Below are 13,541 nucleotides of genomic sequence, written 5' to 3' on the forward strand. Positions count from 1 at the left end.
GAAAGATAATTATGTTATAATTTGCACTAAAATGTCTTGAGAAATAAGAAAAAAAGAGGAGAGTGAAAAGAAAACTGATGATTAAATGTAATAAAAACATTGATTTGAATAGGATTTTATTATTTATTTGTCTTGTAATAATATTTATCCATTCTTTTTTTATTTTTAGGCAAAAAGATGGATTGGATCTCGATGAAAACGCATCTTTTCAACTGGCAAACTGGACCGTAGTTACAATTCCTGAGGCTATAAGTGCAGTAAAAAATGACAATGTAAATGAAAAAATCAATACCATTGAAGCCATGAGAAATCCAAATAATTGTTGGATTACAGAACAAGACATAATGAGTAAATATACAGTTCAGCCTGGAGAAAGATTTGCATATTTTAGTACATTTCTTTGTCAAGCCTTTGACGTCCATCCGCCGCTGTTTTATTTGGTAATAAAAACTATTTGTTCTTTAGTACCTAGTTTAAATTTATTGATTGTAGGTTATATAATTAATATCACATTTCTTCTGCTAGCATGTTATTTCATATATAAGATAGGGCTGATTCTATTTGATGATAACAGTTGGGGCGCTCTGGCTGCAGTTCTATATTATGGGCTAAGTTTCGATTTTGTAAATAATGCAACTTTTTACAGAATGTATGCAATCTTAACATTTTGGTTTGTTTTTTTGTTGTACAACACTTTGAAATGGGCTAACGATGGTTATGCGGATGACAAGAAGGTGATTCGAAAGCTATGTATTATTGAAGCATTGGCCATGTATACTCAATATTTTGCAGTGTTTTTCATTTTTCCAATGTTTGTTTTGAATCTTGTTTTCATGATAATAAAGAAGATTAAGATTCGTAGATATTTAAAATATAACATTATTACTGGCTTGATATATTTGTTAGTTTGGCCATTTTCAATTGTGCATATATTATTTACAGACAGAGGAGCAGATGTTAAGGGAAATCTTAATGCTCTAAATATATTTGGTCGTCTCTATGAATATAAAGACAATCTATTCAGGAGTATATTCTCTGGAAGTAAAAAATATTTTTTACTTTTTGCTGTTGTAGCTATCTGCTATATTGCATACAGGCTGATTAAACATAAATTTATAGAAAAAGATGTTAAAATGTGGATTGGCAGCATCCACTTTTTGGATATAGTATATGTATTTGGTTCTGCTATAGCATATTATGTGGTAGCTGCTGTTGCAGCTCCTTGGGCTATAGACCGTTACGTAATGCCGGCGATGCCTGTTTTATCTCTTATTATTACTTTTATAATTATCCAAATGATGTCAGTTGTAATAAAAAACAAATATATCACCAGTGGAATAATGTGCTTGCTTATTATTGCTCTTTGCTTACATTGGCATCAAAGAGTTCAACCGTATTACTTGTTTAATTCAAAGGATAGAGTTGAGTATAAAAAGACTTGCTATAATTATGATGGTGTTGTAATTGATTCAAAGACTATAAGATTACTTGGTGATATAGAATTAAATTATAAGCATCCAAAGCTATATGTAACAGATGAAGTGAACTATTACAATTTAGATTCTGTACTAGATGATAATAAAACCTACATGGTGTATATGAACAAAGATATTGATAATGATGAAGTTATTTCTACTCTAGAGTCTAAAGGATTTAAGCTTGTTAAAAATGACTGTGAGGCAGATCATTTTTACATATATACGTTAAATTAAACAATATAATAGGTGGCAAAAGATAGCTTAGCGAGTTAAGCGAATCATATAATATAAAGAGAGCCAGGATATTCGATGTTTTCGAATAGCTTGGCTCTTTTGCTATAATAAATATTTGTTATCTTGCAGGTGAAATATTAAATTGCTTATTTTTTTCATCAGATAGCTTTAAATCTTTTACTGTGATATATGTGTCCAGTATATTATGTCTTTTTAATACTTTAGACATTCTTTCACCTACGTAGTTTGCTAATGGCCAATTATCGTCAGAATCAAATTTAGGAATGACTAAAACAATCTCTTGCTTCCCATTTGCTTCAGCTTCTTTGAATTGACTGATTATATCATTCATAACATCATTGCATTGTTCATATGAAAGATACGAAAAATTATATGGATAAAAAATTCTTCCTGGATGGTTTAGCAACAATAATATAGTTCCGCAAAGAAGTAAAGGCAATTTTTTATAGCGTTTATCTTCTTGAATAAGCTGATTTAAACAAAGTAGTAAAGCAATAAATAGATAAAAATAGTTTCCAATTGTGACTTCAGTTCGGTATGCATAACTAACTTCAGTAGCTGAACTTAATAAAATTATATATAAAAGCTGTAACCCAACGCATACTATAAAAAAAACAGATGATTCAGAAAAATGCTTATATAATTTTTTACATTTATAAAAAATGATTATTTCAAAAATAAGGAAGAATAAATTAATATAAACAAAACCTGATAAAGTGTATACAAATGCGATTGGGATGTTAACGATAGCATTACCATGAATATCACTTGCTCTTCCTCCGGTAGCCTCAAATATATTAGCAGAGAACCAACCAACAATGAGTAGCAGGTTAAGCCAATTGTTAGCACAATATTTTTTTAGGTTAAAATCCTTTGACTTGATTTCTTTTATAAGGATTAATAGTAGTTCTGTTCCAAGGTAGGTTGCCAATACAACTGACGAGAAAAGGTTTGAATAAATAGCAAAATAAGCCCATATAGCTACAATTATTTTATGTATAATCGAACTGTTCTTAAACCAGGCTCTAGGGCCACCGAATGACATAAAGTGCATTACCAAGGAAGCGTTAATAATTACAGCGAGTACGTAATTGTAAAAGCATGTAACGTTGGTAGCACCTAGTAAAAAGAAATTGTCATATCCCTTTTGAATATGTGAAATAAAATGTAATAACACAAATAGTAAACCATAGGCTATGCTGGCAGGTGCTGATGCAATTTTTTTCTTATAAAACATAAGAGGAAATTCAACAAAGTATAAAGTAATAACAATGCTAGCAAATAAGCCATGTGCTAGAGATAGTGATCTAAAGTAATCATTAATAATTGGGTTGATTATAAATGCACCGAAATATGAAACCAGCGGCATAAATGTTTCAGGAAAAATCTTTGCGGGATTCCAAGCGTGCAAGATAGGAATAGGCTTTCTTAATTCAGAAATGTACATCCAATCATCTGCATCATATATTGTGAGTGGGTTAATACATGTGAAAAAAATCAACAAACCTGCAAAAACAAAAAAAACATAAAGTATAAATATGAGATTGGTGTTTTTCTTATCCATCAGTTGCCCTCTCTTTCTACAAAATAATAATCTGATATTTTTATAAGTACTTCGTCACCATTTTCAACAATGGAACCTTCATTTGGATAACAAGGCATATCTTTTAATGCTTCACTTTTTACATAGCTTTCATAAATTTCTGAGCCTGCTATGTTAAGTTGTATTCCTATATGATTTAGCAATCCATTATATGTATTGATAGTGCAGTCATAGTTTGGCCAAATATCACCAGTCTTTGCATATGGACTAGCCTTATCCCAAAGTTCATTTTTTTTAAATAGTTCGTTTTTACAAGGTGAACCAATGAACACATATTTTTTGCTAGTATCAAAGGTATCTTCCATTTGTAGTGATGTAATAACTCTGTTCATAATTGCTTCCATCGACTTATGCCCCTGAATCATAGCATCTTCGTCAGTGCCAACGCAGTAAATATTTCCATACAATAACAATGCAATAGAACATATTAAGAACTTTTTAAATAATGAAGTATATTTTTCAACAAAACATAATGCAATGATTCCTGAAAAAAGAAGAGGTGCTGTCATTTGCATCGACATGTATTGAACACCAGGAGTAAGAAGGAAACAAATATTTGCCGCTACTGGAATGAGTAATAAGGCAATAAAATACCATATCTTAGCTTTTACATTCTTTATTTTAGTTATACCAGTGTAAAGAAATAATCCGAATATAAATACATATATAATTAGTCTAATAGGTCTGAAAATGTAGTTACTATCTATTAGCAGACGTTTTGATATCCAGTTGACATATGCATTGGTAATACCAAGCGGAATGTTGATTATTATTGAAGATAAAGAAGAATTTGCTCCATTATAGGAAGAAGCTTCTATACCTTTAATTTTTAAGCATATTTCCCAGAACACTTTGTAAATAAGGCATGAAGTAATGCCAATTAAAATGGCTCTAATAAGAAATTTTAATGCATAGCTTAGTTTATCATCTAAGATAAATTTCATAAAAAGAAAGACAGCAAAGACGCAAAATATACCCAAATTGGCTTGGTATAATGCAAGGGTAAGTACGATGAGAAGTGTAATAATAGAATTGATAATCCATACTTCTCTACCTGTGAAATTATCTTTACTAATTAGAAATGCTGCTATGACAGGCAGGAGAGTTGCCATGCCAAAGGAAGGCGACTGAAATCTGTAGGATAGATAGCAACAGGTAGTGGTACTAACAGTTATCAGCAAAACATACATATAGTGTTTTTTTGTTAAATTTGAAAGCAACTGTATTGTTAGCCATGCAGCAGTTGTTATAAGAAGTAGGGCTAAAAATGAATTGAATGGATCCGCGGCATACCCCATTCGAAGTTTATCGAGAATTGGCCACGCCCATCGACCAACTGATATTTCTGTGTTTGCTGCTTGAAAATAGGTTGGTTGCCATAAGCCATCAGCCGAGTTAGTAACTCCATTCGCAATCATCGGTAAATAACACAAAACCGATAAAAGCCAACTAATAAAAATAAATTTTGCATTTTTCTTGGTAAGAAGTTGTTTAAAACCACTCTTATCCCAAATAGTCTTTATCATAATCATTTCTCCTTAATATGTATTGCTTTTGGCAATAAGCCAACAAACATTATGCCATATTTGTAGAGGTGATGATATACGAAAATTACAGGATGTAACACATTTAGATAAGCAACTTGACTGCTAAAATTGAGAAGATTATCTCAATATATTCACACATATATGGTATCGTATAGTAATGGTGAACTGATGGAGATTCACCATCTGTGAATAGATTCAATAGAATCACAAAGTAGGAGGAAAATAAAATGAAAATTGCAATGGCAAATGATCATGCAGGAACAGAAATGAAAAATGAGATAAAGGCCTATCTCGAAAGTCAGGGGCACGAGGTAGTGGATTTTGGAACCTACGATAATGAAAGCTGCGATCTTTCGGATTTTGTATATCCAGCTGCTCTTGCAGTGGCAAAGGGTGAGTGTGATAGAGGAATATTCTGTGATGGTGTAGGCTATGGTAGTGCCCTTATCGCAAATAAAATTAACGGTTGTTATGCAGCAGTGTGCCAGGATCCACTTTGTGCTACACTGGCACGTCAGCATACAGATTCAAATATCCTTTGTCTTGGCGCAAAAATCATTGGTGGCCTTATGGCTATGGAAGTTGTAAAGACCTGGCTTACTACTGATCCTCTAATGGAAGAAAAATATCGTCGTCGTGTACAGAAGGTTTGTGACATCAACGATAAACATTGCGTGCCAGTAAAATAAGCTCTATTATATTGTAAGTAGGGAAGTAGATTAGGAGAATACTTACAATGAAAAAAGGACTGGTTATGGAAGGTGGAGCCATGCGCGGCATGTTCACCTGCGGTGTGATTGATGTATTGATGGAAAATGGTATTGATTTTGATTCAGCGGTTGGAGTATCAGCAGGTGCTACATTTGGATTGAATTTCAAATCAAAGCAGATAGGAAGACCTCTCAGATACAATAAAAAATATTGTAAAGATAAACGATATTCCAGCTTTCATTCATTAATTACAACAGGAGATATCTACAATGTAGACTTCTGCTATGGCACTCTGCCTTATGAGCTTGATATTTGGGACACAGATACTTTTTACAGTAATCCTATGGATTTCTATTGTGTTGCTACCGATGTTCATACCGGAAAGGCGGTATATCATAAATGCGACAATAAAAGCAGTACCCCATATGGAGAGGATATCAGCTGGATTAGAGCTTCAGCCTCAATGCCTGTAGTTTCCAGACCAGTAGAAATAGATAATGAAAAGTACCTTGATGGAGGTATGGCAGATTCAATTCCACTTGAGTTTATGGAACAACAGAACTGTGACAAGATACTTGTCATTGAAACACAGCCAAAGGAATATGAAAAAAAGCCACAAAAATACATGTGGCTTGTAAGGTTTGCTCTTCGTAAATTTCCTAGAATGGCAGATATAATTGCGTGCCGCCATGAGATGTACAACAAGCAAAAGGCTTATGTTAGAAATCAGGAGGCGGCTGGAAAAATATTTGTTATTCGCCCAGAAGCACCTCTTAATATTGGCGCGGTGGAAAAGAATCCTGATGAGCTTCAACGTGTTTACGAATTAGGCAGAGTAGAGGCTACTAATAATTTAGACCGACTGAAATCATATTTAATGGCCTGATACCTGATTAGATTCTCTTTTTACAAATATCTTCAAGACAGCATCTGTCACAATGCGGAGCTGTTCTTGCAGTACATATAGCACGACCATGATCCACCAGTCGATGGCAAAGTTCATTGCCTTCCTCTGGTGGTATTATTTTTCTGAGGGCCATTTCCACCTTGGTTGGTTCTTTTATATTGTCCACAAGTCCTATTCTATTTGAAAGACGAATGGCATGTGTATCTGTAACTATGGCAGGTTTTCCAAATACATCTCCAAGAATAAGGTTGGCAGATTTTCTGCCCACACCCGGAAGCTTTAGCAAATCATCCATAGTATCAGGCACCTTGCAGTCATATACATCTCTTAACATTTTCATGCAGGCTACAATATCTCTAGCCTTTGATTTTCCAAGGCCGCATGGTCTGACAATAGCTTCCACGTCAGCTACATCGGCCTCAGCGATGGCTCCGATGGTAGGAAACTTTTCATATAATAAAGGAACAATTTCATTTACTCTGGCATCTGTACACTGTGCAGCCAGTCTGACTGATACCAGCAGCTTCCAGGCATCGTCGTAGTCCAAAGTGCAGTCACTGTATGGATATTCCTTTTTTAGTCTTTCTATTACTATAAGAGCTAGTTCTTTTTTTCTCATTGTTGACTCCTAAATATAATTTGACATCATTTTACCATCTCAAATCTGTAAAACACAAAAAGATTTTAAATCTTTTGCATATTTCTAAAAAATGTGATGAAAGTGTGAATTTTATATTGAAAACACTTTAGTGAAATGATACGCTAAAGTTATACAAAATAACGATTTGAAAGGATGTTCTATAAACCAATTAATCTGTCTAATTTTACGAGTGATTGGGGACTGGGATGTCCTTTTTTGTCGTTTTTTGTAAAAAATAAAAGGAGGAGAGAATAGATAAATGAAAAAAATGGCTCGCCAAGGGCTATCTTTAGCACTGTCTTTTTTGATGGTGGCTTCTACCGCATTTACGGATGTTTCATTCGTTTCTAATGCAAAAGAATCACATCATAAGTGGGCTAAAGTTAGTCTGTCGGAAATCACTGCAAGTGATTCCATTGCCATCACAATGACCACAGCTGATGGCACCACCTATGTATTGCCGAACGCATCCGCTACAAATGCCGGCCCGGTTGCAGTAGTTGGAACTGTTGAAGACGGTTCCCTTACCATCGCCGAAGGTAGCGACAATGAATACGCTTGGACAATCACCAAAAACACTGTTGAGGAAAAAGTGGTTAAAACTGTCGAAAAGAAAACAGAAGCAGAAGTAACCACAGCTACAGAAGCAAAGCTTTCTGAGGACTCAGCAGAAAAAACAGAAGAGGCTATTGAAACAAAGCAGGAAGCAATTTCAGAAAAAAATGATTCTTCATCAGATAAAAAAGAAGAATCAACAGAATCGGTTTCAGAGGATAAAGCTTCAGTTGAAAAATCATCTGAGGAAAACTTATCTGAAACAGTAAAAGAAGATACTACTGAAAAAGATGCGGTAGTAGATGAAAAGGCATCAGAAGATGACAAGGCTTTAAAGGATGCTGAAACAGAAGAGGATAAAAAAGAGACAGAAGAGGTAGAGGAAACCATCACACATGTTTTCTACACCATCACAAATGGCTCTAATTACCTCTATACAAACGCTGCAAACAGCGGTGTTAGAGTTGCAGCAGCCCCAGAGAATCTGGTCGGTGCACAGTGGAATATTGAAGATGGTTATCTTGCAGCGAAGGATTCAAAGGATGCCACACGTTACCTTGGTGTTTATACATCAAAGCCTGATTGGAGAGCATACACAAACACCACTGGCAACACAAAAAATCAGGCACTTGCTTTCTACAAGCTTACAGGAGAAGCTGTCGAGACTGAAACAAAGCTTGAGGCACCAAATGCATCTATCGAACCAGGTACCGTAGTAGCTGGAACAGAGGTTGAACTTACCTGTGACACAAAGGATGCAAAGATTTACTATAACCTTACAGGCGATGATAGTCAGTACAAGCTTTACAAGGAGGCTATCGTCCTCGACAAGGATACGACCATCTATGCTTATGCAAGATTAGATGATTTAAAGAGTGATGTAGTTTCGTTTGAATACAAGCTTGGTAATCAAAAGCCAACAGGAAACACTGTCGGAAAGCTTCTTACAAGAGAGCTTTACAATGGAGATCAGGTAGTTGTTTACTATCCAGCAGGCAAAAAGCTTATGACATCTGAAGCTACCACAAATGGTAAGCTAAAGGATGTGGCAGCAGAGCCTAAGGATGGAACACTTGAAACAAAAGATTTAAACGCAGCAGTTCTTAATGTTTCTCTTGATGAAAATGGATATTATTCATTCGAGACTGAGGATGGAAAATACCTCACAGGTACTGTTGAAGTAAAAGAGGTAAATGGAAAGAATAAGACCTATGCAAACCTTATTCTTGCCGATGAAAAAACAGATAACAGTCTTTGGACAGAGGAACCAGCCAGCGAGGATGGCAAGTATTATTTAAAGAACGCCTTTGCAAAATCTGGTTCTTATGTTCAGGCACTTGAGTACTACAGTGGATTTTCACTTTACGGCTTCAAGGAAGACAAGGCTTACGAATTCAGTTTCTATGCTCTTGAGGAAGGTGAAAAGGTTACAAAGCTTGAATACGAGACAGACAAGCTTACAGTTGCTCAGTGGGCTGGTAATGCACACTATGATGAGATTGAAACATCTAATGAGTATATCCGTGGCGATAAATTTGCTACAAACGATATGCTTGATACAGAAGCTAAGTATTCTGTAGTAGTAGATGGTAAGGCATCAAAGCCATGGACTTCTGCAAAGAGCTCAACCACAGGCTCTACAAGCTTTTACATGGGTTCAACAGGTGTTGCTACAGAGTCTGACTACATGCAGTTTGCCCTATCAACATTAGGCTATGGCAACACAGAGCTTTCATTTAGAATGAGAGCTTCAAATACAGCGGCTGGTGCATTCCAGATGCAGTATTCTATAGATGGAGAAAACTTCACGAACCTTAAGACAGGTACATATTCATATAAGTACACTGCATATAAAAAGACTGATGAAGTAGATGAAAACGGCAAGGCTGTAACAGAGCCATTTGAGGTAAATGGAAGTGGTGATATCACAGATGGTATCGCAAAGACATCAATTGCCCCAACCTACTATGTAAACTTCACTTTTGAGATTCCAAATGCAGCAGCAAATGCTGAAAAGGTTTATATCAGACTTGTACCAACAGGCGGTCTTTCAGCAAAGGGAGACAAGGCACCTGCAAAGGGCGGAGTTATTCGCATCGATTCAGTAAAGTTTGAAGCAAACCCAATTAAGGATCCTTCAATTGTTTCATTGGTAAAGGCTACTCCAGAAGCTGGAGAGGTTGCAGAGGGAGAAAAGATTGCACTTTCTACAGACACTGAAGGAGCAGACATTTACTATTCTGTAAATGGTGGCGATTTTGCAAAATATGATGCAAATGAGCAGGTAACACTTGCACATCTTCCAGCTACAGTTTCTGCATATGCTACAAAAGAAGGTTTAAACAAGAGCATCACGGTAAGCTATCAGTACACTCAGGCTGAGGTTGCAGCTGTAAAGGCAGCGCCAAACGGTGGCGCAGTATTTGAAGGTCAGCGTATCACATTAAAGTCAAAGACTGAGGGCGCAAAGATTTTCTACAGATATCGCACAGAGGAAGAAATCGCAGCTGATGGCGCCAACTCAGATGACACTACAGCAGAAGAGTCTGTGGCAGAAAATGCTGAGGAAACTTCTGAAACAGTAAATCAGTCAGAGGAAGAAATTCATGACGACTGGAATGAATACACTAATTCATTTGAGCTTTCACAGCTTCCATGTGAGCTTCAGGTAAAGGCTACAAAGGAAGGCTACAAGGATAGCCCAGTCTCAACACTTAAATTTACAAAAAAGACAAACGATAAGTACAACATCTACTTTGGTCAGATTCATGCCCACACCAACATCTCTGATGGTGCAGGCTCACTTGAGGATGCGCTTAAGCATGCATCAAATGTAGACAATCTTGACTATATCGTAATTACGGATCACAGTAATTCAATTGACAATGAAAAGAATTCAAAGATTACTGAAAATGTTGATACAAGTGCTACAGACGAATGGACTTATGCTCATAATCTTGTAAAACAGTATTCAACAGACAAATTCACATGTGCTTATGGTTATGAGATGACCTGGTCAAATGGTCTTGGTCATATCAATACCTACAACACACCAGGCTTCCAGAGCCGTACACAGACAGAGTACAGCACGTACTCAACTGCATTACAGAATTATTATGCAGCACTTAGAACTGTTCCTGATTCAATCAGCCAGTTCAACCACCCAGGTACAACCTTCGGTGACTTCCAGGATTTTGCATACTACTCAGAAGAGAATGATGCCTTAATTACAATGATTGAGGTAGGTAACGGTGAAGGCACAATCGGTTCATCAGGTTACTTCCCTTCATACGAGTATTACACTCGCGCCCTTGATAAGGGATGGCATGTTGCTCCAACAAACAACCAGGATAATCACAAGGGTAAATGGGGCGATGCCAACACAGCTCGTACAGTAATGCTCTCAGATACAAACGATGAGAATGCTATCTACGATGCAATGCGCAATTATCGTATTTACGCTACTGAGGATAATGACCTTAGCATTTACTACACACTTAATGGAAATGTAATGGGTTCCATCCTTGAAAAGGATGTGGTAGGTGATACTGTAGAAATCAAGGCTGACATCAAGGATCCTACAGACAGTGCAATTGGTCGAGTAGAGGTAATCGTAAATGGTGGCCAGTCAATTCGTATGGAAAATGTTTCTACTAATGAAGAGACGGTTACATTCGAGATTCCTTCAAGCTATTCATACTACTATTTAAAGATTACTGAAGACGATGGTGATATCGCTGTTACAGCTCCAGTTTGGGTTGGCGACGTTGAGTCTTGCGGTATCAATAAGACCTACACCAACACAGTTCTTCCAGTAAAGGGAGAAAGCCTTGATATCAATGTTGATTTATACAACAATGAGTCAAAGCCTTTTGATATCACTTACATCGATGTGGTACTCAAGGATGTAGATGGAAACGAGACAGTAGTAGCAGGTGTTTCAGGTGAAGAGGCAGGTCTTGCATCAATCCCTTCACAGAGCACAGGCACCTTCAAGACAGACTTTGTTTATAATGAAGCAGGTCAGGTTACCTATGAGGTTACTGTTCGAGGAACTTTGGATGGAATGCCAAAGGTTTATACAGATAAGCTTCAGGTAAGCTATGCTGTGCCTGAAATGGTTACAGACGTAATTATCGATGGTACACACTATAATGACTATGTTACCGGATACTATGGTGGCAACATGTCAGCCTTTATTTCAATATGTGCAAAGAAAAATATTCGCGCTCAGGTTGAGACAAAGGAAATCACACCTGAAATGCTCGACAAATGTTCACTCCTTGTGCTTGCCGCTCCTGCAAAGAAAACAGGTACAGCAAATGCAGGGGATTATACAGTAAGCCACTATACAGATGAGTTCCTTGAAATGGTCAAGAATTACGTGGCAAAGGGTGGCTCTGTAATCGTATGTGGTCTTGCTGATTATTCAGATACTAAGGACGGACAGACAGTAACAGAGCAGAACAAGCTTCTTTCAGCTATCGGTTCTACAATCCGTATGGGTTCAGATGAGGTTTGTGATGATACAAACAATGGTGGTCAGGTATACAGAATGTATCCAACTACCTACAACATGGATTCAGCTTTATTTACAGGACTTCGTGATGGTCAGAAGTACAGCCAGTACTCAGGATGTTCAGTAGATATTTCAAATGCCAAGGCTACTGATTTTGTTGATGAAGCACAGTGGCTTGTAAAGGGATTTGATACTACATACTCTGTAGATTGCAAGGATGACTCTGGTAATTCACAGCCTGGAACACTTGAAAATGGTGTAAAGGGAATCAAAAATGACAACCTTGGTGATGTAACATTCTTAGCAACACAGCACACAAAGGCTGGTGGAAATATTTACGTAGCTGGTGGTGTATTTATTTCAGACTTTGAAGTAAAGGCAGAGATGGATAATAATGATTCTCTTCCATACACTAACCACACTATCATTAATAATATCCTTGATGGTGTTACAGTAGAGCTTCCTACATCAACAATCGCCCAAGCTCGCGCCGGCAAGATGAATGAAGTGTTTGCTGTTGAAGGTTATGTAACTTCTGGTACAGACAATGCAAATACAACCTTCTTCGATACAATCTATATTCAGGATGAGACAGGCGGTATCGACATATTCCCATATGCTACACCTGGTCTTGTAATCGGTACAAAGATGCGCATCGTTGGATATGTGTCACAGTATCAGGGAGACAAGGAGCTCAAGATTATCTCATCTAAGATATTAGATGCTGATCCATATGTATGGGCTCCAAAGGAAGTAGACGCAAAGGCAGCAATGGATTATGATGCTAATGGTGGTTCACTTCTTAAAACTACAGGTAAAGTTACACGTGTAGAGTTTAATGATGATGGCACAGTTGCAGAGTTCTGGCTTGCAGATAATTCAGGCTTTGAGGCAGCGATATTTATCGATGGTTACATCAAATCAGCTACAACTGGCGTTAACAGCCTTGGAGATTTTGTAAAGGTCGGTGCTACAGTTTCTGCATCAGGCGTGCTTTACATGCATCCTGAAGAGGGCAATGACACACCGGTTCCGGTATTTAGAGTTCGCAATTGTGATGACATTACTCTTGTAAAAGAAGCAGAGCCAGAGATAGAGCCACAGCCTGAACCAAAACCAGAACCACAGCCTCAGCCTTCAAATGAGACTATCAAAAAGATTGGCAAGATTGTAAAGGAACAGGTTGAAATCGCTGAAAAGGTAATAGAAAAAGTTGCCGAAAAGGATCCAATCTTTAAAGCAATTGTTGAACATCCTGTTGTAAAGACAGTTGTTTCTTCAATAAAGAGCTTCTTTGGAAGAATATTTGGATGGTAATTTAGGAAA

The 13,541-nt window shown here is 37.0% G+C and carries 7 protein-coding genes; 4 read left to right on the forward strand and 3 right to left on the reverse strand.

Going from position 1 to position 13,541, the window contains the following annotated elements:
• Window positions 1–182: 182 nt before the first annotated feature.
• Window positions 183–1,712, forward strand: coding sequence for a glycosyltransferase family 39 protein (locus BLV53_RS06595; protein ID WP_139298929.1), 1,530 nt, complete (start codon window positions 183–185; stop codon window positions 1,710–1,712).
• Between the two features lie 118 nt (window positions 1,713–1,830).
• On the opposite strand, the gene BLV53_RS06600 is transcribed toward BLV53_RS06595, so the two are convergent.
• Entirely contained in the window at window positions 1,831–3,297 is a 1,467-nt protein-coding gene (locus BLV53_RS06600) for a hypothetical protein (RefSeq protein WP_090298848.1), read from the reverse strand.
• Window positions 3,297–4,862 carry a glucosyltransferase domain-containing protein gene (locus tag BLV53_RS06605; RefSeq protein WP_170830771.1) on the reverse strand — a complete coding sequence of 522 codons (1,566 nt, stop codon included), beginning with the start codon at window positions 4,860–4,862 and terminating at the stop codon, window positions 3,297–3,299. The genes BLV53_RS06600 and BLV53_RS06605 overlap by 1 nt, the downstream gene beginning before the upstream one ends.
• 248 nt (window positions 4,863–5,110) lie before the next feature.
• Here BLV53_RS06605 and BLV53_RS06610 point away from each other — a divergent pair, with 248 nt between their 5' ends.
• Both BLV53_RS06610 and BLV53_RS06615 read left to right on the forward strand, forming a co-directional pair.
• Window positions 5,111–5,572 carry an RpiB/LacA/LacB family sugar-phosphate isomerase gene (locus BLV53_RS06610; RefSeq protein WP_090298854.1) on the forward strand — a complete coding sequence of 154 codons (462 nt, stop codon included), beginning with the start codon at window positions 5,111–5,113 and terminating at the stop codon, window positions 5,570–5,572.
• 47 nt (window positions 5,573–5,619) lie between these two features.
• Complete coding sequence (locus tag BLV53_RS06615) at window positions 5,620–6,480, forward strand: patatin-like phospholipase family protein (RefSeq protein ID WP_090298857.1); 861 nt, start codon at window positions 5,620–5,622, stop codon at window positions 6,478–6,480.
• A gap of 7 nt (window positions 6,481–6,487) precedes the next feature.
• Here BLV53_RS06615 and BLV53_RS06620 read toward each other — a convergent pair whose 3' ends face one another.
• Window positions 6,488–7,120, reverse strand: coding sequence for an endonuclease III domain-containing protein (locus tag BLV53_RS06620; protein ID WP_090298859.1), 633 nt, complete (start codon window positions 7,118–7,120; stop codon window positions 6,488–6,490).
• Between the two features lie 280 nt (window positions 7,121–7,400).
• On the opposite strand from BLV53_RS06620, the gene BLV53_RS06625 reads away from it, so the two are divergent.
• Window positions 7,401–13,532 (forward strand): CehA/McbA family metallohydrolase, encoded by a 6,132-nt coding sequence (locus tag BLV53_RS06625; RefSeq protein ID WP_090298861.1) that lies wholly within the window; start codon window positions 7,401–7,403, stop codon window positions 13,530–13,532.
• Window positions 13,533–13,541: the final 9 nt, after the last annotated feature.

The sequence above is a fragment of the Pseudobutyrivibrio sp. ACV-2 genome, from assembly GCF_900107545.1.
Taxonomy (GTDB): Bacteria; Bacillota; Clostridia; order Lachnospirales; family Lachnospiraceae; genus Pseudobutyrivibrio.

Bases quoted from the DNA above. Each gene is read 5' to 3' on its own strand.
- BLV53_RS06600 (WP_090298848.1), bottom strand. From the start codon at position 3,297: ATGGATAAGAAAAACACCAATCTCATATTTATACTTTATGTTTTTTTT.
- BLV53_RS06625 (WP_090298861.1), top strand. From the start codon at position 7,401: ATGAAAAAAATGGCTCGCCAAGGGCTATCTTTAGCACTGTCTTTTTTG.
- BLV53_RS06620 (WP_090298859.1), bottom strand. From the start codon at position 7,120: ATGAGAAAAAAAGAACTAGCTCTTATAGTAATAGAAAGACTAAAAAAG.
- BLV53_RS06605 (WP_170830771.1), bottom strand. From the start codon at position 4,862: ATGATAAAGACTATTTGGGATAAGAGTGGTTTTAAACAACTTCTTACC.
- BLV53_RS06610 (WP_090298854.1), top strand. From the start codon at position 5,111: ATGAAAATTGCAATGGCAAATGATCATGCAGGAACAGAAATGAAAAAT.
- BLV53_RS06615 (WP_090298857.1), top strand. From the start codon at position 5,620: ATGAAAAAAGGACTGGTTATGGAAGGTGGAGCCATGCGCGGCATGTTC.